General features: G+C 36.8%; 28 protein-coding genes. 16 read left to right on the top strand and 12 right to left on the bottom strand.

All coding sequences use genetic code 11. The features are described from left to right. Window positions 1-29 precede the first annotated feature (29 nt). A complete protein-coding gene (locus tag ACMA47_RS15160; protein WP_413930430.1) occupies window positions 30-1,142 on the top strand; it encodes an AI-2E family transporter in 1,113 nt (370 codons plus the stop codon). A gap of 118 nt (window positions 1,143-1,260) precedes the next feature. Here the strand turns inward: ACMA47_RS15160 and ACMA47_RS15155 are convergent, their stop codons facing one another. Next, window positions 1,261-1,500 carry a bacteriocin-like protein gene (locus ACMA47_RS15155; RefSeq protein ID WP_034692648.1) on the bottom strand — a complete coding sequence of 80 codons (240 nt, stop codon included), beginning with the start codon at window positions 1,498-1,500 and terminating at the stop codon, window positions 1,261-1,263. 153 nt (window positions 1,501-1,653) lie between these two features. Between ACMA47_RS15155 and ACMA47_RS15150 the strand changes: the two genes are divergently transcribed. Next, complete coding sequence (locus tag ACMA47_RS15150; RefSeq protein WP_034692651.1) at window positions 1,654-2,031, top strand: DoxX family protein; 378 nt, start codon at window positions 1,654-1,656, stop codon at window positions 2,029-2,031. An 81-nt stretch (window positions 2,032-2,112) separates the two neighbouring features. On the opposite strand, the gene ACMA47_RS15145 is transcribed toward ACMA47_RS15150, so the two are convergent. Continuing rightward, window positions 2,113-3,471 (bottom strand): acyl-CoA dehydrogenase family protein, encoded by a 1,359-nt coding sequence (locus tag ACMA47_RS15145; RefSeq protein ID WP_413930429.1) that lies wholly within the window; start codon window positions 3,469-3,471, stop codon window positions 2,113-2,115. 209 nt (window positions 3,472-3,680) lie between these two features. On the opposite strand from ACMA47_RS15145, the gene ACMA47_RS15140 reads away from it, so the two are divergent. The 11 genes from ACMA47_RS15140 to ACMA47_RS15090 all read left to right on the top strand — a co-directional run bounded on the left by ACMA47_RS15140 (window position 3,681) and on the right by ACMA47_RS15090 (window position 13,850). Beyond that, the gene (locus tag ACMA47_RS15140) at window positions 3,681-4,592 is read left to right on the top strand and encodes a DUF4349 domain-containing protein (RefSeq protein WP_413930428.1); all 912 of its coding nucleotides are present in this window, start codon (window positions 3,681-3,683) and stop codon (window positions 4,590-4,592) included. Window positions 4,593-4,750: 158 nt separating this feature from the next. Further along, the gene (locus ACMA47_RS15135; protein WP_413930427.1) at window positions 4,751-5,626 is read left to right on the top strand and encodes a TraB/GumN family protein; all 876 of its coding nucleotides are present in this window, start codon (window positions 4,751-4,753) and stop codon (window positions 5,624-5,626) included. A gap of 24 nt (window positions 5,627-5,650) precedes the next feature. Then, window positions 5,651-6,160 (top strand): RNA polymerase sigma factor, encoded by a 510-nt coding sequence (locus tag ACMA47_RS15130; protein WP_253316592.1) that lies wholly within the window; start codon window positions 5,651-5,653, stop codon window positions 6,158-6,160. Continuing rightward, entirely contained in the window at window positions 6,150-6,755 is a 606-nt protein-coding gene (locus tag ACMA47_RS15125; protein WP_413930426.1) for a hypothetical protein, read from the top strand. The genes ACMA47_RS15130 and ACMA47_RS15125 overlap by 11 nt, the downstream gene beginning before the upstream one ends. A gap of 206 nt (window positions 6,756-6,961) precedes the next feature. Next, a complete protein-coding gene (pgi, locus tag ACMA47_RS15120) occupies window positions 6,962-8,602 on the top strand; it encodes a glucose-6-phosphate isomerase (RefSeq protein ID WP_413930425.1) in 1,641 nt (546 codons plus the stop codon). Between the two features lie 47 nt (window positions 8,603-8,649). Continuing rightward, complete coding sequence (locus tag ACMA47_RS15115) at window positions 8,650-9,534, top strand: bifunctional 5,10-methylenetetrahydrofolate dehydrogenase/5,10-methenyltetrahydrofolate cyclohydrolase (RefSeq protein WP_223601352.1); 885 nt, start codon at window positions 8,650-8,652, stop codon at window positions 9,532-9,534. Between the two features lie 6 nt (window positions 9,535-9,540). Beyond that, a complete protein-coding gene (locus ACMA47_RS15110; RefSeq protein WP_413930424.1) occupies window positions 9,541-10,170 on the top strand; it encodes a 7-carboxy-7-deazaguanine synthase QueE in 630 nt (209 codons plus the stop codon). A gap of 43 nt (window positions 10,171-10,213) precedes the next feature. After that, window positions 10,214-11,584 carry an exopolysaccharide biosynthesis polyprenyl glycosylphosphotransferase gene (locus tag ACMA47_RS15105; protein ID WP_413930423.1) on the top strand — a complete coding sequence of 457 codons (1,371 nt, stop codon included), beginning with the start codon at window positions 10,214-10,216 and terminating at the stop codon, window positions 11,582-11,584. Window positions 11,585-11,687: 103 nt separating this feature from the next. Continuing rightward, window positions 11,688-12,440, top strand: a complete 753-nt coding sequence (locus tag ACMA47_RS15100) for an MlaE family ABC transporter permease (RefSeq protein WP_062676038.1) — start codon at window positions 11,688-11,690, stop codon at window positions 12,438-12,440. Beyond that, a complete protein-coding gene (locus tag ACMA47_RS15095; protein WP_034692677.1) occupies window positions 12,440-13,255 on the top strand; it encodes an ABC transporter ATP-binding protein in 816 nt (271 codons plus the stop codon). The genes ACMA47_RS15100 and ACMA47_RS15095 overlap by 1 nt, the downstream gene beginning before the upstream one ends. Continuing rightward, window positions 13,239-13,850 carry an outer membrane beta-barrel protein gene (locus ACMA47_RS15090; protein ID WP_413930422.1) on the top strand — a complete coding sequence of 204 codons (612 nt, stop codon included), beginning with the start codon at window positions 13,239-13,241 and terminating at the stop codon, window positions 13,848-13,850. The genes ACMA47_RS15095 and ACMA47_RS15090 overlap by 17 nt, the downstream gene beginning before the upstream one ends. A gap of 36 nt (window positions 13,851-13,886) precedes the next feature. Here the strand turns inward: ACMA47_RS15090 and ACMA47_RS15085 are convergent, their stop codons facing one another. Both ACMA47_RS15085 and ACMA47_RS15080 read right to left on the bottom strand, forming a co-directional pair. After that, the gene (locus ACMA47_RS15085; protein ID WP_413930421.1) at window positions 13,887-14,198 is read right to left on the bottom strand and encodes a hypothetical protein; all 312 of its coding nucleotides are present in this window, start codon (window positions 14,196-14,198) and stop codon (window positions 13,887-13,889) included. An 86-nt stretch (window positions 14,199-14,284) separates the two neighbouring features. Then, window positions 14,285-15,091: a M48 family metallopeptidase gene (locus tag ACMA47_RS15080; protein ID WP_079243508.1), complete on the bottom strand. Its 807-nt coding sequence runs from the start codon at window positions 15,089-15,091 to the stop codon at window positions 14,285-14,287. Between the two features lie 105 nt (window positions 15,092-15,196). Between ACMA47_RS15080 and ACMA47_RS15075 the strand changes: the two genes are divergently transcribed. Then, the gene (locus tag ACMA47_RS15075; protein ID WP_413930420.1) at window positions 15,197-15,745 is read left to right on the top strand and encodes a DUF4251 domain-containing protein; all 549 of its coding nucleotides are present in this window, start codon (window positions 15,197-15,199) and stop codon (window positions 15,743-15,745) included. Here the strand turns inward: ACMA47_RS15075 and meaB are convergent. Continuing rightward, window positions 15,742-16,734 (bottom strand): methylmalonyl Co-A mutase-associated GTPase MeaB, encoded by a 993-nt coding sequence (gene meaB, locus ACMA47_RS15070; protein WP_413930419.1) that lies wholly within the window; start codon window positions 16,732-16,734, stop codon window positions 15,742-15,744. The two genes, ACMA47_RS15075 and meaB, sit on opposite strands and share 4 nt — an antisense overlap. A gap of 198 nt (window positions 16,735-16,932) precedes the next feature. On the opposite strand from meaB, the gene ACMA47_RS15065 reads away from it, so the two are divergent. Further along, window positions 16,933-17,226: a c-type cytochrome gene (locus ACMA47_RS15065; RefSeq protein WP_253316596.1), complete on the top strand. Its 294-nt coding sequence runs from the start codon at window positions 16,933-16,935 to the stop codon at window positions 17,224-17,226. Between the two features lie 20 nt (window positions 17,227-17,246). Further along, window positions 17,247-17,534: a c-type cytochrome gene (locus ACMA47_RS15060; RefSeq protein WP_034692685.1), complete on the top strand. Its 288-nt coding sequence runs from the start codon at window positions 17,247-17,249 to the stop codon at window positions 17,532-17,534. A gap of 49 nt (window positions 17,535-17,583) precedes the next feature. Here ACMA47_RS15060 and ACMA47_RS15055 read toward each other — a convergent pair whose 3' ends face one another. The 7 genes from ACMA47_RS15055 to scpA form a co-directional block, all read right to left on the bottom strand. Further along, the gene (locus ACMA47_RS15055; protein ID WP_413930418.1) at window positions 17,584-18,090 is read right to left on the bottom strand and encodes a tetratricopeptide repeat protein; all 507 of its coding nucleotides are present in this window, start codon (window positions 18,088-18,090) and stop codon (window positions 17,584-17,586) included. After that, window positions 18,077-18,775, bottom strand: a complete 699-nt coding sequence (prfH, locus tag ACMA47_RS15050; protein ID WP_413930417.1) for a peptide chain release factor H — start codon at window positions 18,773-18,775, stop codon at window positions 18,077-18,079. Before prfH ends, ACMA47_RS15055 begins: the two co-directional genes overlap by 14 nt. Window positions 18,776-18,778: 3 nt before the next feature. Further along, window positions 18,779-19,324 (bottom strand): nucleotidyltransferase domain-containing protein, encoded by a 546-nt coding sequence (locus ACMA47_RS15045; RefSeq protein WP_413930416.1) that lies wholly within the window; start codon window positions 19,322-19,324, stop codon window positions 18,779-18,781. 108 nt (window positions 19,325-19,432) lie between these two features. Beyond that, window positions 19,433-20,824, bottom strand: a complete 1,392-nt coding sequence (locus tag ACMA47_RS15040) for an RtcB family protein (RefSeq protein ID WP_413930415.1) — start codon at window positions 20,822-20,824, stop codon at window positions 19,433-19,435. A 27-nt stretch (window positions 20,825-20,851) separates the two neighbouring features. Continuing rightward, window positions 20,852-21,586, bottom strand: coding sequence for a hypothetical protein (locus ACMA47_RS15035; RefSeq protein ID WP_413930414.1), 735 nt, complete (start codon window positions 21,584-21,586; stop codon window positions 20,852-20,854). 409 nt (window positions 21,587-21,995) lie between these two features. Further along, window positions 21,996-22,982, bottom strand: a complete 987-nt coding sequence (locus ACMA47_RS15030; RefSeq protein ID WP_413930413.1) for a M28 family peptidase — start codon at window positions 22,980-22,982, stop codon at window positions 21,996-21,998. A 43-nt stretch (window positions 22,983-23,025) separates the two neighbouring features. After that, the gene (gene scpA / locus ACMA47_RS15025) at window positions 23,026-25,146 is read right to left on the bottom strand and encodes a methylmalonyl-CoA mutase (protein ID WP_413930412.1); all 2,121 of its coding nucleotides are present in this window, start codon (window positions 25,144-25,146) and stop codon (window positions 23,026-23,028) included. Window positions 25,147-25,216 lie beyond the last annotated feature (70 nt).

Genomic DNA, 25,216 nt, shown 5'->3' with positions numbered 1-25,216 from the left:
TTTTATTCCACACTGCATATTTTTAAATTATGAATTTCCTTAGACTTCCTTTCCTTGTCAAGCTTACCCTCGTGGTAGTTTCCATCATTGGACTTGGCTACCTTCTGGCATTAGGACAGAGTATTTTAGCTCCGTTTTTCCTGGCATTCCTGATGGCGATGCTTTTTTTGCCCGCAGCCACTTTTATGGAAAGAAAGCTAAGATTTCCAAGGTCTATGTCTACCATGACTTCAGTATTTATTATGCTGATGATTTTAGGTGGTATTATTTATTTCTTTACCAATCAGCTGTCTGATTTCAGTAAGGATCTTCCACACCTCAAGGAGCAGTTTACCACTGTTTTTAACAGCCTTCAGCATTGGGTTTCCAAAACATTTAATGTGAAAGTGGATGAACAGGTGGATTACATTAACCAAGGATTAACTAAACTTCTGTCTTCTTCGGGAGTCATTTTAGGATTTACATTTGGAATTTTTTCAACGGGATTTGGCTTCATTATATTTTTCACCCTGTTTTTTATCTTTATTTTAAATTACAGAAGACTTTTAAATAATTTTATCGTTACTGTTTTTAACGAAAGACATAAAGCGAGTGTACAGGAAGCTGTGAACGAGATTCGGATCATGACTAAGAAATACATCTTTGGGCTTTTCCTTCAGGTGATTATCGTATCTGTTCTTACTTCCACGCTCCTTACCATTCTGGGAGTGAAATATGCTATCCTTTTAGGAGTTCTCACAGGATTATTAAACGTTATTCCGTATCTGGGAATTTTTATGTCTCTTCTCATTTCCTGTTTTATAGCGTTTGCCACTTCTACGCCTTCAACGTGTATTTATGTTGCTTTGGGGTATATTGCCATCCATGCTGTAGACGGAAATATTGTACTGCCATTTGTAGTGGGCTCTAAAGTTAAGATCAACGCTTTATTTTCTTTTATTGGTATCCTTTTAGGAGAACATCTTTGGGGAATTGCAGGAATGTTCCTGTGCATTCCGGCGATTGCGATTATAAAAATTATCTGTGAAAGAGTAGACGATCTAAAACCTTGGGGAAGACTACTCGGAGAAGAGCCCAAACCTCACAAGAAGAAAAAAAGCTACAAAATTTCCAAGAATATTACTTTGAAGGAAATGGATTAGAATATGAGTGTTGAGTGATGGGTAATTAGTAATAATTGACCCACTCTTAACTTTGAATGCTTACATATTAAACTTTAAATAAAAAGACTGCCTTTTTAGAGACAGTCTTTTTTTATTGTTATGACGCGGCGCACCAAGGACTCATTCCATTTGGACATGTATCTGTGCACAGGATATAAGTTTGGCTATCCGGACAGTATCCTTTATCCGGTTCCGGAGTTCCTCCTCCACCTCCAATACAAGGATGACCTGCAGGAATTTTACATGGACAATCTATGGGTCCTATATCACATTTCTCAATTCCTCCCTGGATTTCTCTCAAATTTGTACGGTTTAATTTTTTAAGATTTTTCAACATAATATTATTAGTTTAGTTTGAATTTCAAATATAAACAATGAAATTATTCAAAACACAACATTAACCTACCATTAACATTAATTATATATTTTTTATAAAAACACAATCAACGAATCCTATTTTTATTTTACATTTGATATAAAATCATCAATCATGAAAATAGTAAAATTCATTTTATGTTTACTTTTCGGGCTTATGTTTATTAATGCCGGGTTAAACAAGTTTTTTAATTATATGCCCATGGAAAAACCTACTCCTGAACAGATGAAACTTTTCGCTGCTTTTGGAGAAATCAGCTGGCTGATGCCTTTAGTAGGCATTGTAGAAGTCATTGGTGGATTATTATTTATTTTTCCAAAAACAAGAGCATTGGGAGCGATTGTTATTTTACCTGTCATGGTAGGAATTGTTACCCATGTTTTCACAATGGATAAATCTCCTATGGGAATGGGTATCGCCGGAGTTATGTTTTTGATCAACCTTTGGATGATTATTGACAACAAAGAAAAATATAAACATTTAGTTTCATAAGATTGCAGATAATAGGTTGCAGGTTGCAGTAGTCTAGTTCTGCTTTTTACTACCTATAACCTATTATCTGCTACCTCCTACCTATACAAAAGCACTGAAACCCGTAATCGATCGTCCTACGATGAGCGAGTTGATTTCTTTTGTTCCTTCGTAAGAATAAATGGCTTCTGCATCGGCAACAAACCGGGCTACATCATACTCGAGCAGAATTCCGTTTCCTCCCATTACTTCTCTTGCTCTGGAAACAATGTCTCTTGTTCTGAGGGTACAGAAAACTTTGGCTAAAGAAGCATGTTCATCTTTTAAAATTCCTTCATCCTGCATTTCAGACAGTCTGAAAACCATCGTCTGCATGGCAGTAAGGTTAGACAACATTTCAACCAGATGTCCCTGAATCATTTGGAATGAGGCTATAGGTCTTCCAAACTGTTCTCTTTTTCGGGTATAATCCAAAGCACTTTCGTAAGCTCCGCGTGCACAACCTGTAGCCATCCATGCGACTCCTGCTCTGGTCATTCTCAGTACTTTTCCTGTATCTTTAAACGAATTGGCATTCTGCAGACGATTTTCTTCGGTTACAAGACAGTCTTTTAAAGTAATTAATCCGTTCTGGACAATTCTTAACGCCATTTTTCCTTTGATTTTTTCTACGGAATATCCCGGATTATCTTTTTCTACAATAAATCCCTTCACCTCTCCACTGTCAAGATCTCTTGCCCAGATAATGATCAGATCAGCAAAAGTAGCATTGCCGATCCATTTTTTCTGGCCATTAAGAATCCAGCCTTCAGGTGTTTTTTTACAGGTTACCGTAAGTCCGCCTGCTGCTCCGGATCCAACTTCCGGCTCCGTAAGTCCAAAGGCACCAATTTTTTCAAATTTCTGCATCTGCGGAAGCCATTTTTGCTTCTGTTCTTCCGATCCGCAGATATAAATAGAACCCATTGCCAGTCCGGATTGCACTCCGAAAAATGTAGCAATGGAAGCATCTACCCTTGCCATTTCCATCGCAATAACACCTTCCATCAGGAAAGGCATTCCCGGACAGCCATAGCCTTCATAAGTAACCCCACAGATATTCAGTTTTTGGAATTTTGGGATCAGTTCAAAAGGGAATTCATCTCTGAGCCAATAGTGATTGACCAGAGGTTTTACTTCTTTTTCCATGAAAGCTCTTACCTTCAGCTGAATTTCACGCTGTTCCGGAGTAAGAGTATGGTAGATATCATAAAAATCTCCATCAATGGGTGGAAGTTCTTTCTTTTTCTTTTCCGGATCGAGCATTTTCATAAGCCCGGAAAGTTGTTTATCATCCAGTTTTGAGAAATTCCGCATCAGTTTTGGCAAGTCTACTTTTTGAGAGATGGAGCTCAACTGATCGAAATCTATGGATCTAAATAATTCTATTGCGTTTCTGATTTTGGAAAAAGTATTCGACATAATGATAGATTGTAGTTTTGGTTTGTAAAAGATAAGCAAAAATTGCTCCGAAAGCTATGACTGTAGCTTAAGCGTATTTTACAAAACACTCAAATTCAACTTATTAAAACTGAAAATTTCGTTTACAAGCTTTTTACTTTTGATTTTCAAGCGTTACAAAAGATCCTGACTGAACTTTGACTCAAGCAAAAACATTAAAAATCAACGTTATGAAAACTACTTACATTAAATTATCACTAGCTGCTGTTCTTTTATTAGGAATTTATTCGTGTAAAAAAGGAGAAGTTTCTTCTAAAGATCTTGAAGCCTATGCTACTACCGATTCAGCCGCTGTTGTGGTTTCGGACAGTATTTCATCTGTTGCAGATATGAAAGTAAAAGACAAGCAGTTTATCAAGACTGCAGATGTGAATATGGAAGTAAAAGATGTGTATAATGCAACAATTGCTATTGAAAAATCTGTACAGGAGCTTGGTGGTTTTGTTACCAATAGTAATCTTCAAAGTAACGTTGTTTCTGAAAATACCTACAACACATCCAATGAAGAGGCTATGCTGGTAAAAAAATACCAGACTGAGAATAGAATGCAGGTACGTATTCCTACGGAAAAGCTGGGTGAACTGTTGACAGCTATCAATACAAACAAATTATTTCTTAATTCAAGAGCTATCAATGCAGAAGATGTAACAGCCAACATCAAGTATTCTGAACTGGAAGGAAAAAGAAATCAAAAAACTTCTGAGAACATCAGTAAGCTGAAAACAAATAAAGATAAAGTAACGCTGGATGATGAAAATATGTCTGAAGGAAATCTTCAAAAGCTGTCTAGCATGAACATGACAGATGATTTAAAATACAGCACGATTGACATTTACATCAAAGAACCTCAATTGCGCATTGCTGAAATTGCTGTTACCAACACTACAAGTATTGATAATAAGTATAAATACAATTTCATCTATGACGCAAAAGACGGCTTTGTATACGGATTCTACCTGATTCAGAGAATTATCGTTGGTCTTATCAATGTATGGCCTCTTGTATTAATTGCTGCTGCAATCCTCTATTTTTTAAGAAGAAGAAAAATTTCAAAACCTGAGTATTCAAAAAATCAGGAATAAAAAAACCATCCTAACCAATTGGTTATCATCATAATTTTAGATTTTACAGCCTCCTGTTTTCAGGAGGTTTTTATTTTTTTTGAAAAAAAAACTGTAACGATTGTAATGCCTGCTTTACCTACTGTTTAAAAGAACAGAAAATCAAAAAAATTAATACTATGAAAAATTTAATAAAACTTGGGTTCGCAGCATTATTATCACTGAACTCCATAACAGCCAACGCACAAAATAAAAATAACAGTAAGGATAACAGTCTCCTATGGGAAGTGTCTGGAAATGGACTTTCGAAGCCTTCTTATATTACCGGAACTTTTCATATCTTATGCAGTAAAGATTTTGAGATCAAACCTAAGGTGTTAAAAGCGCTTGAGAAATCTGACAACTTTGTTATGGAAATCAATTATACAGATCCCGCTGAAATGATGTCATTACAGAAAATGTTTAAAGCAGATAAAAAAATATCGGATCAGCTTTCTCCCGAAGAAGCTAAAGAACTGAATACTGTTCTTGCCAATTATGGAACTGATCTGAAAAGTATAGATTCTTCAAGCCCTCAGGCGCTGTATGCACTGCTTTCTACCCAAGCAATCCCTTGCCCTCAGACCGAAGTAAAGCTTTACGAAATGGAACTTCTTCAGAAAGCAATGAAAGATAAAAAAAGCATCAAAGGACTTGAAAAAGTGGAAGATCAAATGAAATCAATCAATGAAGCGTATGACCTGAAAAGCACTATTACTCAACTGAAAATGGACAAGGAATATCAAATATTGTTCAGACAGATGATTGAAGCTTTTAAAAATGAAAATGTACAATCTTTATACAGCCTTTTTAAGGATGAAAGATTCATGAATGCTCAGCAGGAAAAGGCTATGCTTACCAACAGAAATCAAAACTGGGTAAAAGTAATGCCGGACATGATGAAAAAAGAAAGTTCTTTCTTTGCCGTTGGTGGCTCTCATCTTATGGGTGAAAACGGAATTATTCCTCTTCTACAGGCAAAAGGCTACACGGTAAAACCTGTATTAAGCTTATAATAATAACCAAACCATGAAACGATTGTGAGCAATCCAACTGAAACCGCTTTTTTAAAGCTCGTCAACCAGCACAAGGGCATTTTATATAAAGCTTCAAGGATCTATGCAGATTCTGTAGAAGACCGCGAAGACCTGCAGCAGGAAATTCTTATCCAACTTTGGAAGTCCTACCAGAATTTCAAAGGGAACAGTGAGTTTTCCACCTGGATGTATCGGGTTGCGATCAATACTGCAATTACATATTTAAAAAAGGAAAAGCAAAGATCCAATAATCATACAGATGCTCCTTCGCATTTTGAAGTACAGCAGGAAGATTATAATCCCACAAAGGACAGGCAGCTGGAAATTTTCTACAGTGCCGTTCAGGAGCTAAACTCTCTGGAAAAAGCCGTCATATTTTATTTCATGGAAGGGATGTCTCACAAAGAAATAGGGAACAATTTAGGACTTAGTGAAGGCAACGCCCGCGTAAAACTCAACAGAACAAAAGAAAAAATACAGCAAATCATAAAAAAATCAGGTTATGAATTTTGATCAATTAAAAGAACAGTGGAATAAGGAAGACAGCGACGTCCATATTCCTGATACCATAGAACAATTAAAGGAAAGCAAACACCCTATAGAAAAAATCCAGAAAAACATGAAGAAAGAATTTCCTATGCAGATTCTGGCCATCATTCTGATCGCTTTTTTCCCTCTTCAGTTTAAATTTCCATCTTCACAGTACATTATTTATTATGTATCCTACACAATGATGGTCGTTATCTCATCGTACTATCTGCTAGGATTTTATAAATTCTACAAACAGACGGAACTTTATACCGGAAACACCAAAAACAGCCTCTGGAAAATATACCATGAACTTCGCCTGAATATGGAAAGATACCAGTCTTTCGGCTTTCTGTTACTTCCTCATTTCCTTGTAACAATAGGTATGGTGATTTATAATACGATGAAAGAACATGGAAAATCTCTCACCGAACTTACCACTGCTCATCAACAAGGTTTAATCATCGCCGTTCTTATCGGAACTTTAGGACTGATAACAAGCATCGTTCTATGGACAAAATACGTCTATGGAAGGAGTGCCAAACAACTGGAAAAAATTCTGAACGAAATGGAAGAATAACCTTGAAAACTCCTGTCACAAAACATTTTTCATACAACCTCAGATAAACTCTGAGGTTTTGTTTTTTAAAAAATCGTTATTTATTATCTTCAAATTTATCTGAGGTTTTATTTTTCCGTAAATTTGCAAATCAGAAATAAATCATTATGGATTATGAGCTATTCTCATCCAGTACATGATCTTCTGAGCGATAAAAATTCTGTAATATGCTATCAAAAATAAATCCAACACAAACTAGCAGCTGGAAAGCACTTGACGAACACTTCGGTGGAAATGACTTTGATCTTAGAACTCTTTTCCAGTATAACCCGAATCGTTTTAATGAGTTTTCTCTACAAAAGGACAACTATCTTTTTGATTATTCTAAAAACCTGATTGATTCAAGAACAAAGGATCTTTTATTGCAATTGGCTGAGGAAAGCCAGTTAAAAGATGCTATTTCCAGAATGTTCTCTGGGGATAAAATCAATGAAACTGAAGGAAGAGCGGTTCTTCACACCGCATTAAGAGATTTCTCCGACCGTGAAATTATCGTAGATGGAGAAAACATCAAACCACAGATCAAGAGGGTTCTTGAGCATATGAAATCTTTTTCTGAGAAAATTATTTCAGGAGAACATAAAGGTTTCAGCGGAAAAGAGATCACAGATGTATTCAACATCGGGATTGGAGGATCAGACTTAGGTCCTGTAATGGTTTGTTCAGCTTTAAAGCATTTTAAAACAAGATTAAACGCTCACTTTGTTTCCAACGTGGACGGAAATCATATTGCAGAAGTAGTAAAAGATTTAAATCCTGAAACTACTTTATTCATCATTGCTTCCAAAACATTTACAACTCAGGAAACAATGACGAATGCCAATTCAGCTAAAGACTGGTTCCTGAAAGCAGGAAAACAGGAAGATGTAGCGAAGCATTTTGTTGCTTTATCTACTAATATTGAAGAAGTTAAGAAGTTCGGAATCGCAGAAGAAAATATTTTTGAGTTCTGGGACTGGGTAGGCGGAAGATATTCTCTTTGGAGCGCTATCGGATTAAGCATTGTACTTTCTGTAGGATATGAAAACTTTGAGCAGCTTTTAAGAGGTGCTTTTGATACAGACCAACACTTCCAGACAGCAGAATTCTCTGAAAATGTTCCCGTATTAATGGGACTTTTAGGAATCTGGTACCGTAATTTTTATGCAGCAACCACTTATGCCATCTTACCTTATTCTCAATATCTGGACAGATTTGCAGCGTATCTTCAGCAGGGAGATATGGAAAGTAACGGAAAGTGTGTAGACAGAAATGGTGAATTCGTAGAATATGAAACGGGACCGATCATCTGGGGAGAACCTGGAACCAATGGACAACATGCATTCTACCAGTTAATCCATCAAGGAACAGAATTGATTCCGGCAGATTTTATTGCCTATGCAAAAAGCCCGAACCATGTTTCTGATCACCAGGACAAGTTATTAGCTAACTTTTTCGCTCAGACTGAGGCTCTTGCCTTCGGAAAACTGGAAGAAGAAGTGGAAGAAGAGCTTAGAAATTCGGGTAAATCTGATGAAGAAATAGACAGACTGATCAATTTCAAAGTCTTCCATGGAAACACTCCAACTAACTCTATATTATTCAAAGAATTAACTCCTTTTTCACTAGGTCAGTTGATTGCTCTTTACGAACACAAAATTTTCGTTCAGGGAGTAATCTGGAATATTTTCAGTTTTGACCAGTTTGGAGTGGAATTAGGAAAAGTATTAGCCAATAAAATCCTTCCGGAGCTTGAAAACAATGAAGCAATAAGCTCTCATGACAGCTCTACCAACGGATTGATCAATTACTATAAGGAAAACAAATAGTAAGTAAAAAGAAAGTAAAAGTAAATCTATAAAGTAAAAAAGTAAAAATGGCAGAAATTCTTGACGGACTTAAAGTATCCAAGGAAATTAAAGCAGAGATCAAGGTTGAAGTAGAAAAGATTCTCGCAAGCAAAAAAAGAGCTCCACACTTGGTGGCTATTCTTGTAGGAAATAATGGAGCTAGCAAGGCCTACGTAAACTCTAAAGTGAAAGACTGTGAGGAAGTAGGATTTCAATCCAGCTTAATCAAGTTTCCAAGCACTGTTTCTGAATCTGAACTATTGGAAAAAATTGACGAGCTTAATAAGTCTAAAGCAGTAGACGGATTTATCGTTCAGCTGCCTTTACCAGATCAGATTGATCAGGAAAAGATCATCAATGCTATTGACCCTAGAAAAGACGTGGATGGTTTCCACCCAGAAAACTTCGGAAAAATGGCTCTTGAAATGGATACTTTCTTACCGGCAACTCCTTTCGGAATTTTAACATTATTGGAAAGATATAATATTGAAACCAAAGGAAAAGACTGTGTAATTATCGGAAGAAGTAAAATTGTAGGAAGACCAATGAGTATTCTGATGGGAAGAAAAGATTTCCCAGGAAACTCTACCGTTACCCTTACGCACTCATACACAAAAGACATTGAAGAATACACAAGAAAAGCAGACATCGTCATTACCGCTTTGGGAGATCCGCATTTCTTAAAAGGAGATATGATCAAAGAAGGAGCTGTAATCGTGGATGTGGGTATTACAAGAGTAGATAATGACTCTCCAAAAGGATATTACCTTGCAGGTGATGTAGATTTTGACAGCTGTGCTGCAAAAGCAAGCTGGATCACTCCGGTACCTGGAGGAGTAGGCCCAATGACAAGAGCGATGTTGATGAAAAACACCATCATTGCTTATAAAACTTCGGTCTATAACGACTAATTTAAAATGAATAAAGAAGAAGATATTTTATTAAAAGAAGGTAAAATGCTCCCTGTGATGGAGCATTTTTACACTTTACAGGGAGAAGGAGCACACACCGGAAAAGCCGCATACTTTATCAGGCTGGGAGGGTGTGATGTAGGATGTCACTGGTGTGATGTAAAAGAAAGCTGGGATCCGGAACTCCATCCCCTGATGAATGCAGAGGAAATTGCAGAAACTGCAGCCAGACACTGTAAAACAATAGTGCTGACTGGTGGTGAACCTTTAATGTGGAATTTAGATATCCTGACATCCAAACTGAAAGAACTAGGATGTACAGTACATATCGAAACCTCCGGAGCTTACCCTATGAGCGGTCAACTGGACTGGATTACCCTTTCACCAAAGAAAACAGGGCTTCCTAAAGAAGAGATTTATCAAAAGGCCAATGAGCTTAAAGTCATTATCTTCAACCAGCATGATTTTACATTTGCTCAGGAACAGGCAGCAAAAGTTTCTGAAAACTGTAAGCTTTATCTTCAGAGTGAATGGAGCAAAAGAGATGATATGTATCCTAAGATTACAGATTTCATTCTGGAAAACCCTGAATGGCAGGCTTCTGTTCAGACGCACAAATATCTGAATATCCCGTAAAAAAGTGTAAATTAGCCGGGCTTATTCGCTATAATACCGATAGATGCAGAGAATTCGATACTCTAGATACCTGAAATCAATCATTATGTTGCTTGACCTCATGGTTATTGCATCTATCTTCATATTCTTTTTTATAAGCAGAAACGAAAGTTTAAAATACAATAAAGAAACCTGGTATCAGAATAGTTTTTCTCTGGTTCTGTTGTTTTTGTTCTGGGTACTATTAAGTGGTAGGACAAAAATATACAATATTCCGAGGAACCTTACCTATACCTTGTTTCTTGAACGCCTTCTGATCCATTTTCTATTTTTTATACTGGGAGTACTGCTTATAGGAAAGGTAAGTAAGAATGTATTTTTCAATTCGGATATTTACTGGCTTTCTCTTTACCTTTTTATTGCCATTTTCCTGGCGAAATCATTAGTCTATTTCGCGATCAAGTACTTGCGATCTCTTGGAGCCAACTACAGAAATGTAATGTTTTTGGGGGACATTCATTCTACAGAAATTCTTAAGAATATCTTTACAGAACGTAAAGATTATGGATACAGAATATTTGAATATGAAAATACCGAAGTAAAGATCAATGAACTGGTGGCTTTCTGGAAAAAAAACGGAATCCACACCTTGTTTTTATCGATGGAAAACTCTTATGATGAGGCCATGAAAAATGAAATTTTCAGTCTGGCCGAAGATCATAAGATTCATATTTCATTGATTCCAAGCATTACCCAAAGTGATTTTTTCCTTTATGATCTTGGCTATATCCAGACTCAGCCGGTGCTTAATCAGGCCAGATATCCCTTAGATTATTATTCTAATTTTCTGATGAAAAGGACATTTGATATTTTCTTTTCTGTTATTATATTGGTTCTTATCTGCTCATGGGTATTTCCAATCATTGCTATTTTAATCAAAACAACTTCCAAAGGACCGGTTTTCTTTCTTCAGAAGAGATATGGTTTTCATGAAGAGGTTTTTAATTGTATTAAATTCAGAACAATGTTTGTCAATGATGAATCTACAACCAAAACCACCTCCGTCAATGACTCCAGAATTACCAAAGTGGGTAAATTTTTAAGGAAAACCAGTCTTGATGAACTTCCTCAATTTATTAATGTGTTGAGAGGTGAAATGTCTGTAGTAGGGCCGCGCCCACATATGCTGGCTGTTGACAATTATTATAAACCCAAAATCGGAAGATACAGCCTGAGAAGTATGGTTAATCCTGGTATTACCGGACTGGCGCAGGTGAATGGACTGCGTGGTGACTTCGGAGATGTGGAAGTAGAAATGAAAAAAAGAGTTCTGGCTGATGCATTCTATGTAAGAAACTGGAGTTTCGTACTTGATTTGGTTATTATTTTAAAAACCGTTTTATTGGTAATTGGAGGAGATAAAAATGCAAAATAAAGAACGGAATAACATAAATATTGAAATAATTTTAACACAAAACCAAGCTTTGGTCTTATTCTTGACCCTAGCCCAATTAAATAAAAAAGTCTAATTTAGCAGTATGTTAAAAAAGTTTTTCACAGCGATAGGGGAATACATTATCCTCTTGGGAAAATCCCTGCAGAAACCTCAGAAAATGAGAGTATTCTGGAAGCTGTTCATGAGAGAAATTAATGATTTGGGAGTAAATTCTTTCGGGCTTGTAGTCTTCACGTCAATCTTCGTGGGGGCTGTAGTTGCTATTCAGATGTTCAACAACTTTGACGCTTCTTCCTTTCCTATTCCTCCATCATTTGTAGGATACGCTACAAAAGCGGTATTAGTATTGGAATTTGCCCCTACCATCATCAGCCTTATTCTGGCGGGTAAAGTAGGATCATATATTGCTTCCAGTATCGGAACGATGAGGGTGTCAGAGCAAATTGATGCATTGGACATTATGGGAGTAAACTCACCTAACTTCCTTATATTTCCGAAAATTATCGCTTGTATGATTTTTAATCCTCTGCTTATCGCCATCAGTATTGTATTTGGTATTCTCGGAGGATATATTGCCGGAATTTTAACAGGAAACTGGACAGAAAACGACTATATTGTTGGTATTCAAATGTATATGCCTAATTTATTCATTTATTATGCATTTACCAAAACAACTGTTTTCGCTTTTATCATTGCAACAGTACCTTCTTATTTCGGATACAATGTAAAAGGAGGATCTTTGGAAGTAGGTAGAGCCAGTACTCAGGCCGTAGTATGGACAATGGTGTTCATTATTATCTCTGAATTAATTTTAACCCAATTAATATTAAGCTGATGATTGAGGTAAAAGATCTTAAGAAAAGTTTTGATGATGTTGAAGTGCTTAAGGGAATTTCAACTTCATTTGATAAAGGAAAAGTAAACTTAATCATTGGGCAGAGTGGTTCCGGGAAAACCGTTTTTCTAAAAAGTTTATTGAATGTTTATATGCCTTCATCAGGAGAAATTCTGTTTGATGGGAAAGATATCAATACCATGACCAGAGATGAAAAACAGCATCTCCGTTCAGAAATCGGAACCGTTTTCCAGGGAAGTGCCTTATTTGATTCTCTAACAGTGGAAGAAAATATCATGTTCCCTCTTGACATGTTTACCAATCTTACCTACAGAGAAAAAAAGAAAAGAGTTTTTGAAGTAATAGGAAGAGTACATCTTGATAAAGCAGAAAAAAAATATCCTTCCGAAATTTCAGGAGGTATGCAGAAAAGGGTGGCTATTGCAAGAGCTATTGTCAACAATCCGAAATATCTGTTCTGTGATGAACCCAATTCCGGACTGGATCCCTATACCTCTAAGATCATTGATGATCTTCTTTACGAAATCACAAAAGAATATAATACTACCACCATCATCAATACACACGATATGAACTCTGTAATGACGATTGGCGAGAAAATTGTATACCTAAGACTGGGAATTAAAGAATGGGAAGGTAACAAAGACATTCTGATTACAGCAGGCAATAAAAATCTGATTGATTTCGTTTATTCTTCAGAACTGTTTAAAGAGCTGAGAGAATATTTACTTGAGAATAATAAAACGATTGAAACGACAAATACAAAAATAGACGATAATGAAAAAGGCACTTAGTATAGCGTTATTAGGGTTTTCAATGTGGGCTTCTGCACAGATTTCACTGGCAGGTAAAGCTAACTTAATTTTTCCAACAGGCTCACCTTCATGGTCCAATATTAAAGGAACAGTGAATGATGCTATTGCAGGAACAGGTAAAAATAATGTAGGTTTCAATGTTGGGCTTTCATTAAAAGTAGGTCTTCCTACTTCATTGTTTGTGATGCCGGAAATCTATTATACTCATTTCAAAAATGAGTTTACGACAGAGAACACTACTTTTGACGTAAAAAGCAACCGTATTGATGTTCCTGTTCTTTTAGGATATAATCTTTTAGGAAATATGCTGGGAGTTTTTGTAGGACCTGTAGGAAGTTTTAACTTAAACAAAGACAATACTTACAACGATTTCAAAGAAAATGCTAAAAATGACTTTACAGTAGGATACCAATTCGGTGCACAGCTTGAAATTAAAAAACTTATTGTAAATGCAAGATATGAAGGTGCTTTCAGCAAAGACGAAAGAAACTTCATCAACAAAGTTTCCGGTTCAGAAATCAGATATGATAACAGACCGAACTTGTTTATGGTAGGTTTAGGATATAAATTCTAATGAATTATCGAAAATAACAACTTTAAACCCTCAAATTTAAATTTGAGGGTTTTTATTTTGTTCTTCAAGTTCAGCCTGACGTTTTGCAATTTCTGCAGCCTGTTTTTCAAGGTCTTCTTTGTCTTTTTGTAACTGCTTGAATTCTTTTTTCTTCTGTTCTTCTTTTATAGCGCTTCCTTTACTTACATAGCCTACCATTCCTCCAATGATAAGCCCTATTCCAACTCCTGCCATGATGCCCATAATATGAGACATCGTAATTTTTTCAACGGTAAAGTCAGTTGTTAAATAGAAAAGTAATGCAGAAACAGCCAAAAGTATAAGTCCGGTAATTGATAAACTCTTCATAATATTGTGTTTAGGTGGTTACATAAAAAAGCCTTACCAAATTTACTAAAAATTTAATAAGGCCTTACTCAAGATTAAAATTCTAATTATATTTTTCCTCCTGCAGCCTTATAGTATTCCAAAGCTTTTGGAAGATCTTTATTGATATCTGAAATTCTTGTTTCCGGATTCGGGTGGGTAGATAAGAATTCAGGTTGTCTTGCTCCTGTAGATGCTGCTTCCATTCTGTTCCAGAAAGGAATTGCTGCTCTTGGATCATATCCTGCCATAGACATCAGGTAAAGTCCCATTTCATCTGCCTCAGATTCCTGACCTCTTCCGTATTTCAATAAAGCAACCTGTGAACCGATAGGATAAACCTTCTGGAAAACACTTGCCCATTGTGAATTTGAGATTGTTCCTCCCAGGATCGCCCCTCCATACTGAGCTACCATTGCCTGAGAAATTCTTTCATTTCCGTGGCCTGCCAATGCGTGCGAAACTTCATGCCCCATTACGACTGCAAGTCCGTTATCGTCTTTTGTTACCGGTAATATTCCGGTATAGACTGCTACTTTTCCACCAGGCATACACCAGGCGTTCAGCTCATTGCTCTGCAAAAGATTAAATTCCCAGCTGTAGCTTGCAAGATCTGCTGATCTTCCAATACTCTGATAATATCTTTCTGCTGCATTTTTGATTCTGTTTCCTACATTTACCACTCTCTTTGCATCTGCTGTACCGGTAATCACTTTACCTTTAGACAATGTCGTTCTATATTCCTGTGAAGACATTGTTAAAATTTCCGAATTGTTGGCCAGCTGTAAAGAAGACCTCCCCGTAATCGGGTTTGTAGTACAGGCAACAGCCGACAGAGCAATAGCTCCCATTCCAAATAGATGTGTAACTTTCATAGTTTGAGTGTTAATAATTCAACCTTAACAATTTTTATTCCAAAATATTTCAGAAAGAATATATTTGCATACATTTTGCTATCTAAATTTAATAATTATCTCATTATGAAAAAGTATATTTCTTTACTGATGATTTTTGGATTCCTGTTCTTCTTTCAGAGTTGCGCATCGCAGGGGTCATTAGATCCGAAAACAGTGGATACTTTGGTAGATTCTCAGGAGTTTACTTTTTATGCACAAAGAGCCAATCCTACAAATTATGATGTTATTAATGTTTTAAACTCAATGCCTAATTCTACTGCAACGAGGGTACTTAACCTAAATGGAGAGTATACCATTGATGTCAGTAAAAATACACTGGATGTAGTGTTGCCTTATTTTGGAAGGCTGTTTAATCCAACCTATGGAAGCGCAATTGATAACAGCTACAGATTTACTTCAAAAGATTTTACAGTAACTAAAACTCAGAATAAAAAGGGAACCTGGACTTTAAAGTTCAAGCCTAATGATGCTAAAAATGTGGATGAAATCAATATTGAAGTATTTAAAAACGGAAAAGCTTTCGTTTCTATGAGAAGTAATGACAGACAACCGATTACTTATGACGGATATATTTCTAAAACTGAGGTAAAAAAGGAAAAAGAGAAACTTTAATCCCTGTTTTCGTTCGATAAAAATTTTTCAACAAATAATTTTGCTTCAGTACTTGGATTGGAAACCATGGCTGAAGCATTTTTTTTGTGCATATGATAAGCTTCTTCTACAGCATTGCTCTTTTTCATCAGGGACAAAATATATTCCTGAACCCAATATTCAAATCGTTTTTCGGCCTGCTGAACACGGATTTCTTCAAAACGACCGCTCTTCTTTTTCAGATCAATAAATTCGAATATTGTATCATAAACTTCCTGTAATCCTTGATTATGAAGCGCAGAACCTAATAAAACAGGAATCTTCCATCCTTTTTCTTTAGGCGGAATAAAGTCCAAAGCTCTTTTTAATTCAAGCCTTGTATTTTTCGCTTTCTGAAGATTGTCCTGATCTACTTTATTGATGAAGATAAGGTCTACCATTTCCATGATCCCTCGTTTTATTCCCTGAAGTTCATCTCCTCCTCCAATGATTTTAAGGAATAAAAAAACATCGGTAATATCAGCCACCAGAACTTCTGATTGCCCTACCCCTACAGTTTCAATTAAAATATAGTCATAGCCTGCAGCTTCACAGATCATCATGGTTTCAAAAGTAGTATTGGCAACTCCTCCCAGAAATCCTGAGCTAGGAGAAGGACGAATGAATGCATTTTCTTCTTTGGCCAATTCCTCCATTCTGGTTTTATCCCCCAAAATACTTCCTTTGTTGATGGCCGAGCTTGGGTCAATAGCCAAAACGGCAACCTTTTTTCCCTGAGCAATAACCAGGCGACCAAAGTTTTCTATAAAAGTAGACTTTCCTGCTCCTGGAACACCCGTTACTCCTACCCTCACAGAGTCCCCAGTAAGAGGCATAATTTTCTTCAAAAGTTCTTCTGCCTGTACTCTGTGCTCTGCTTTCTTACTTTCCACCAATGTAATAGCTTTTGCAATCAGGCGTTTGTTTCCTGACTGTATTCCCTCTATTAGCTCTTCTGTAGAAAATTTCATTAATTCAAAATTAATAATTAAAATGGGAATGGTCAATACCTGGATCATAATGATCACACAAAAGACCCAAATTGGCTTTATTTAGAATTATCAATTTTTCACGAATTTAGTTTTTATTTCTTCTAAATTAAAACTAGAACACCCTGTATCAACGGCTTAAGGAATTTATTACATTTGTTATATATCAAAAGAAGAAACATGAAAAAACTCATCGCTGCGGCTTCGTTTACTGCTATTTTGCTGGTTTCCTGTACGCCGAAAGCTTCTACATCCGCTGCTACTGCAGGAACCTCTACCTCTACTGCAGAACAGATTGCTCAGGGGAAAACTATTTTTGAAAACTCTTGCGGAAGATGTCATAAATTGCCAGATCCTGCTTCACACAATCCTGTACAATGGGTGGGAATTATGAATTCTATGGCTCCAAAAGCAAAACTAACGGATGAACAGCACCAATGGGTTTATGATTATATTGTTTCTGTGAAGAAGTAATCATCAAACAAAAATAGGATATGAAAAAATTCATTTTAACAGGTATTGCAGCATCAGCATTTCTGGTATCCTGCGGGCCGAAAAGTGTGGCTGTTACAGGGCCAAAGTACACCTCATCTGAGCAGTTGGCGCAAGGAAAAACCATTTTTGAAAATTCCTGTGCAAAATGCCATAAGCTTCCAGAGCCAACCAAGCATGACAACCAGGGATGGATCAATACTCTAAGCAGAATGGCTCCAAAGGCCAAGCTTACTGATGACCAGCATCAAATGGTGTATGATTATCTGATCTCTGTGAATAAAAAATAAGCTTTCTAATGAAAGCTTATTTCATTTAATTAAGTAACTCAAAAACAGATTATTCTGCCTTTTTTACGGTTCTTGTTCTGGTTACTTTTCCTTTAACCAGTTTTTCTCGGTCTTCAATAATTTCGAGTGCTGCACGGTTGTAAGCAAATTTTTTAGCTTCTTTAAGCGTTGCCAAAGCCTGTTTGTACTCAAAGTTTCTCTCCTGAAGAAGAGAAAGACAGGTCAGGATTTCAGATTTATCAATTCCTTTTAGTTTCAAAGCAAATTCAATCAGTTTTTCTGCTTCTTTATAATCTTCATTACTCAAAAGACATTCAATATAATATTTAGGAGTATTGATATTCCCGATATTACTCTGTAGGGCTTCATCAAAGTATTTCTTGGCCGTTTCATAATCCTTTAATTCTTCTGAATATACTCTTCCCATGAGACAAAGACTGTCTGCATCTTCCGGTTCATAGGATAAAGCATAATTCAGCGCATCCATACATTCAGAAAGATTGAATGGGAAGTAGTCTAATGCTTCAAAATAATATTTACTCTTAGTTAAGGTCATTTCTGTAGTTTTTTAATTCATTTTTCAAGGCATTCCTTTGTTTTTTGAATGTCTTGTCTTCGTAATTCTTTTTAAAATCTGTCCCCGAGAATGTACGAACCGGATTCCCACGCTCGACCTGCATCTGGAGAGACCAGGTTTCTTTCAATTTTCTTTCCAGTTGTTGGATATAAACTGCCATCACCTTTTCTTTTAGTCTGATAACAGACAGTTTTTTATTCTCCAGCTGTGAACGGGAATCCTGTACAAAAACAGTTTCATTAGTAGGAATATGGGTAGCACGTACAGCGGTATTCACCTTGTTTACGTTTTGTCCTCCACTTCCCTGGCTTCTTGCAGTCTGAAACCGGATATCTTTTTCATGAAAATCAATCATTTTTACATTTTCCAGTTCGAAAATTCCGATGAACCAATTGCTTCTTTTATGGAGCTTCCTGAATGTACTTTTTCCTATCCAGCAAACGCTTCCCAGCCAGCTTTTTAAAAACGAGGTCATGTCTTTTCCTTTTAAAAGAACAGTAACTGATTTTAATGTCAGGTTTTCATCCCCATTTTCACGATGAATGATTTCGTATTCTATTGTATTATGTTTTGCCTCTTCAAGAAAGACCTTCAAAACCTTGGCTACTACCCACTGGCATTCTAAAGGACCTCTTCCCGAAGTGATCTGTATTAATTTTTCCATTTTTTATGTTGGCATTTTGCTTAATAAAGGGTTTCCTACCGGATTTATTCCCTTTTGTAATAATTCTTTTGCAGCCATCACTGCCCAGCATTTGTCACTGGAGTGAATATTCTTGTAAAAAGAAAGTAAAATATCAGGCCTCACAACGGTAAAGCCATTGGTTTCCAATATCTCTAGATCATCTCTTTCAAAGAAGTCTATGGTAATTCTGTGAAGTTTTTCATTTTCCAGCTCAACAGTCTTTTCATACCTGCGAAAGTTTTCTTCACTCGGCAGATGGTCATATCGGGTCCAGACTTTCTGGAATCCTTCCTGCTGAAGAATGATAACTACTTCTGCTACATTTTCTTTTTTTACAAAAACATCAATATCCTTGTGGTCATGGGCATGTTTGTATTCTGTATGTCCTTTTTCTGACATGAAATGCCATGCCCAGCCTCCTGATATAATGACTTTATCTTTTAATTTATCTAAAATTTCGAGTCCTGACTGAATTCTGAATTCCGGCCAGACTTCACCGTATCTTTTTATGTTATGTGGTGCTCCCATTTTTTTGTTTTTTAAATTGAATATTCAAAACCTTATAGACTTTAAAATATTTCTTTATTAAACCTTATAGGTTTTTGAAACCTATAAGGTTGTAAAGTATAAGGCTAATTACTTATCCATTCTCACAATTCTCGGCTGGAATGTTCCCAGAATATCTACTAGCTCACTCTGTGCATTCATCACCTCATTGATGTCTTTGTAGGCCATTGGTGCTTCTTCTGCATTTCCGCCCATCAATGTGACATTTTTCAGTTTCAGTTCTTTTTTGATATCATGCTGAGTGAAAAGACTTCTGCACTCTCCTCGTGAATGGGCTCTTCCCGCACCATGTGATGCTGAATTCAAAGATTCCGGATTTCCTTTTCCGCGAACGATAAATCCTTTTGCAGTCATCGATCCAGGAATCATTCCTAATTCATTTTCATTGGCAGGAGTAGCTCCTTTTCGGTGAACAATCACTTCTTTGCCGTTATGAATTTCTTTCCATGCAAAATTGTGATGGTTTTCAATTCTGGCTTTTACTCTTCCTCCGACTGCTTTTACAAGCCTTCTGTGAATATCATCATGACAGGCTGAAGCATAATCTCCGGCAAGATTCATTGCGGTCCAGTATTCCAGTCCAAGGTGGGTACTAAGATCCAGCCATGCGAAGTTTTGTGCTTCTTTCGGTAATGGACACTGCTCTGTGGCCATTCTTGAATAATACTGTGCGATTTCTGCTCCCAGACCTCTCGAGCCACTGTGAGAAAGTATTCCCAGATATTTTCCTTTTGGAAGGCCAATTTGTTTGTCTTCTTCAGTGATTTCCACTTCTCCGAATTCTACAAAATGATTTCCTCCGCCTGAGGATCCCATCTGTTTGATCGCTTTTCCCTTTAATCTTCTTAAGATCGGGATCATATCGAATGTATCTCTGTCAAAAATCTCATGATCTATGTGAGATTTATGCGTTTCATACATTCCGAATTTTGTATGTTCAGCAAGGGCTTTTTCATATTTATCCCTTGCTCCTTCAAGATATGAAACTGGTGTATCCAAAATACTGAGGCTCATTCTGCAGCCAATATCCATTCCTACTCCGTAAGGAATTACCGCATTTTCTACTGCGAGAACTCCTCCTATGGGAAGTCCGTACCCGCTGTGGGCATCCGGCATTAATGCTCCCTGAGTAGAAATGGGCAGTTTCAAAGCAGTGTATAACTGATTTTTTGCCTCTTCTGAAATATTGTTTCCAAAAATCTGAAAGGAAGCACGCTGTGAATTCAGCATTCTTTTTTCTGTTTTTTTGGATGAAAGCAGGGTTTCTGCAATTTGTCCAAAGGTGAGATCTTTCTCAAATTCTTCCGGATTCAGCAGAATTTCCTTTAAAAGAGATTTTACGTGGTGAATATTCTTTGTTGCAAAATTTCTTTTCATGACTTCCAGTGCTACGTTTACGCTTTGGTTATTGGGATAGCCCAATTTTAATATATCTTTTCCTTTTAGTTTTAAATTTCCCATTGTTTTTGTTTTAAATAACAGTTGGACTTATATGTCCAGTAAGCTTTCTGCAATCTCTGTTGCAGACATTGTGCAGGTAACATATTTCCTGCTTTTGATAAGTTTTCTTTGATACGTTTCTTTCCATGGATTCGATTTACATAAAATAGTCTTGTTCATAATCCCTATCACCTTATACTCTCCCAAATAGGAATCCAGCGCTGCATATTCTTTTTCCAGCTCCAAATCAAGGGGTTTGTAATGGGTAATCATGTTGGGTCTTACCCTTAAAGTAAATCGCCATGGTTCGGTAAATTTGTAGTAGGTTCCGAATATCTTACGGACAGGACAATATTCTTCTTTCTTTTCAAAGTATTGTCTTTCTCTGTCAGTAAGTTCCCATTTTGGATAATTCCATGAATATGAAGTAATATACCTAAGCTTCTGCTCTCTTTCTACATATATCTTTCTTCCGAACTTTCTTTTCTTTTTTAAAAATTTTCGGTTATCAGAATACATATAGGTATTTATCTTCTTTAAAATTCCTTCGAAAAAATCTCCGTCTTTGGATTGTTTTACATCTTCTCTTACAACAAAGAATCTTACAAATCCTTTTTGATAAGGTTTATCCAATGGTATCAACGGAAGATTTCTTCTTATTTTCCAGAGTTCTCTACTACGTTTGTATTTTGTTCTTATCTGCTTTTCTACATCTTTTCTAATTGTTCTTTTTCTGCTTCTTACGCTTCTCAGGCGGAAATGCAGTAGGTTATCATTTTCCATTGTGAACAGAAGTCTGATGTGAGATCATAGAAACCAGGTTCTTTTTTCTCACACAACTTTTAATCAACTAAAACACTAGTTGAATAGATTAATAATAGACGAAATAGTTCTGAGGAATGTACCTCATCCTATTTTTGTCTTTAATGACACTAAAAAAGATTTCGGGGAAACTTGAAGTTTGAAATATTGCGCAATAAAAAACCCGAAATCTCTACGACTTCGGGTTCTGATATTTCATTGTACTGTTATTCTAAGAATGTACCAAACCGCGAAGCCTTACCACCATAAGTGGCAATCCAACTGTAGAATTCTGTTTTGTTTCGAACATTGCTTCGTCGTTTTTTTATTGGTTAAACTTGATTTTCAGGTGCAAATATATACATTTTTCTGATAATCAAAATATTTTTTTTCACTTAAGGTGAATAATACTGAGGAAAATAGCATCAATTACCTTTGTCATTCGTTTTGTATCCAAGGTTTCCAAAGTGTCTGTGGTTTCGTGATAATTTTTATTTCTGAAGAAAGAAGTATCGGTGATCATGAGGGCGGGGATATCGAAATTCCAATAATTCAGATGGTCAGAATAGTCTATTCCTGCTACGAATTTGGGAGCGGAGAAAGTTTCAGTTTTGATCTGTTTGGAATCTTTGAAGTTTCCTATAAAATTTCTTACAAAAGGTCCTGCTCCGGTCATTTTTTTCACCAAAGTAATAAAATCTCCCTGATCACCATATACCCAGGAAAGAATACCAACAGGAAAGCTTTGTGAATTCTTTTCATCACTGAAATAACCTATCATTTCTACGCTTGCCATTCCATAGACATCAATTTTGCTGTCTTTTAAATATTTTGCATGGATATAGCTTCCCATATTTTCTGTTCTGAAATATGGAGGCTCTTCCAACGTATAAGCAACTAAATCTACTCTATAGTTCAGCTTCTGTCCTTTAAGCATTCTTGCAAGCTCCAGAAGGGCAGTAACGCCGGTTGCGTTGTCGTCTGCTCCCTGCTGATCGCCACAAACATCATAATGAGCTCCAATAATGATCCGTTTGGCATTTTCCGGACCAAAAGAAGTAATTACATTTTTATACACTTTACCGTCTACTTTATATTCCTGAAAAGTGGTACTGTCTCCATAAGTAGCAAACGTCTGATGAATATAATCTGCAACAGCATTTAGCTGATCAATATTTTTATGATTTCTAAATTGTGGGGTTTGGGTAAGTACTGTCAAATGTTTTTTAACCAGAGAAGGATCTGCAACGACATTTGAGCTTTGTATAGCTCCGTTTTTATTCCCTGAAGCTAACAGGAAAACACCAGCAATAATAAATAAGCCTACGAGAAGAAATAGTTTTTCCCTCGTAGGCTTTATTATATTTTTCAGATTCATAGACTATGTTTTAATTTCTGTACTGAAATTAAAGCTTTTCTATTTATTTTTCTAAAAATCTTTCTAAAATTTCCACGGCACATTTCGGAAGGTTGGTTCCAGGTCCGAAAATAAAGTCAGCACCGTTGGCATAAAGGAATTCATAATCCTGTTGCGGAATTACTCCTCCTACCACAATGGTGATATCGTCTGCTCCCAGTTTGGACAGTTCTTCCACTACCTGCGGAACTAATGTTTTGTGTCCTGCGGCCAATGAAGACACTCCTAAAATGTGAATATCATTTTCTACCGCTTGCTTAGCCACTTCTTCCGGTGTCTGGAACAATGGAGCAACGTCTACGTCAAATCCCATATCGGCAAATGCTGTTGCTACTACTTTCGCACCTCTGTCGTGTCCATCCTGCCCCATTTTAGCGACCATCAGTCTTGGGCGGCGTCCTTCTTCTTCTTCGAATTTCTGAGTCAGATTAAGGGCTTTTTCAAAGTATTCATTTTTACCGGCATTCATTGCGTATACACCAGAGATTGTTTTAATGTTTGCTTTATATCTTCCGAAGGTTTCTTCCATAGCATCACTCATTTCGCCAAGGGTAACTCTTCTTCTTGCGGCTTCGATGCATAATGCCAGAAGGTTTCCTTTTCCTGTTTTGGCGCTTTCGCGGATGTCATTCAGGATTTGCTCGACAGCAGCTGTATTTCTTTCTGCTTTGATCGTATTTAACCTTTCAATCTGTTTTCTACGAACTTCTGTATTGTCAATGTCCAGGATTTCTATTTGATCCTGCTTCAATGAGGATTTGAATGAATTGACTCCGATAATGAATTCCTCACCACTATCGATCTTAGCCTGTTTTTTTGCTGCGGCTTCTTCAATTCTCATTTTTGGAATTCCGGCTTCGATGGCTTTGGTCATTCCTCCTTCCTGCTCTACCTCATCAATATACCTCATCGCTTCCTCAATCATCTGCTGAGTAAGGCTTTCTACAAGGTTACTTCCTCCCATCGGATCTACGACATCACATATTCCGCTTTCCTGCTGAAGAATGATCTGTGTATTTCTTGCAATTTTTGCGGAATAATCTGTAGGAAGGGCGATAGCTTCATCCAGTGCATTGGTATGGAGAGACTGCGTTCCTCCTAATGCTGAAGACAACGCTTCAATAGCCGTTCTTGTAATATTATTGAAAGGTTCCTGCTCTGTTAAAGACCATCCTGAAGTTTGTGAATGGGTTCTTAACGCCAGAGATTTTGGATTCTGAGGATTAAATTGTTTCAAAAGGGTTGCCCAGATATATCTTGCGGCACGCATTTTTGCAATTTCCATGAAATGATTCATCCCGATTGCCCAGAAGAATGATAGTCTTGGAGCGAAATCGTCTACATTCATTCCTGCTTTTATTCCTGTTCTTACGTATTCAAGACCATCTGCCAGTGTGTAAGCCATTTCAAGTACAGGCGTTGCACCAGCTTCCTGCATATGGTACCCGGAAATGGAAATGGAATTGAATTTGGGAATATTTTGCGAAGTGTATTCAAAAATATCTGCGATGATCTTCATGGAAGGTGCCGGCGGATAGATATAAGTATTTCTTACCATGAATTCTTTCAAAATATCATTCTGAATAGTTCCTGAAAGCAACTCCTGTTTTACCCCTTGTTCTTCTGCCGCTACGATGTAGAAAGACAAAATAGGAAGTACGGCTCCGTTCATTGTCATTGAAACTGAAATCTGATCTAATGGAATTTCATTGAAAAGGATTTTCATATCTTCCACAGAGTCGATGGCAACTCCTGCTTTTCCTACATCTCCTACCACTCTTGAGTGGTCAGAATCATATCCTCTATGCGTTGCAAGGTCAAATGCTACGGAAAGTCCTTTCTGACCTGCTGCAAGGTTTCTTCTGTAGAAAGCGTTGGATTCTTCAGCGGTAGAAAATCCCGCATACTGGCGGATTGTCCATGGTTTCTGAACATACATGGTGGAATACGGTCCTCTCAGATAGGGAGCAATTCCTGGAGAAGTCTGCGTTAATGATTCATCTTTTACATCTTTTTTTTCATAGGATGATTTGAGTTCAAGGCCGTCTTTTTCAAAATTGTAAATCTCTCTTTCCTGAGATGATACACTAAAATCCGGTTTTTTCACAGAAATTGTCTTTCGCATTCCAATTATTTTTGTCCCCGTAAAGTTAATTTTTTTGAGCGAAACATGAAACTTATGTTAACGTTCTGTT

The organism is Chryseobacterium sp. T20, from assembly GCF_047345655.1.
Taxonomy (GTDB): domain Bacteria; phylum Bacteroidota; class Bacteroidia; order Flavobacteriales; family Weeksellaceae; genus Chryseobacterium.
The sequence above is the reverse complement of the archived record's forward strand: the minus strand, read 5'-3'. Positions and strand labels throughout refer to the sequence as shown.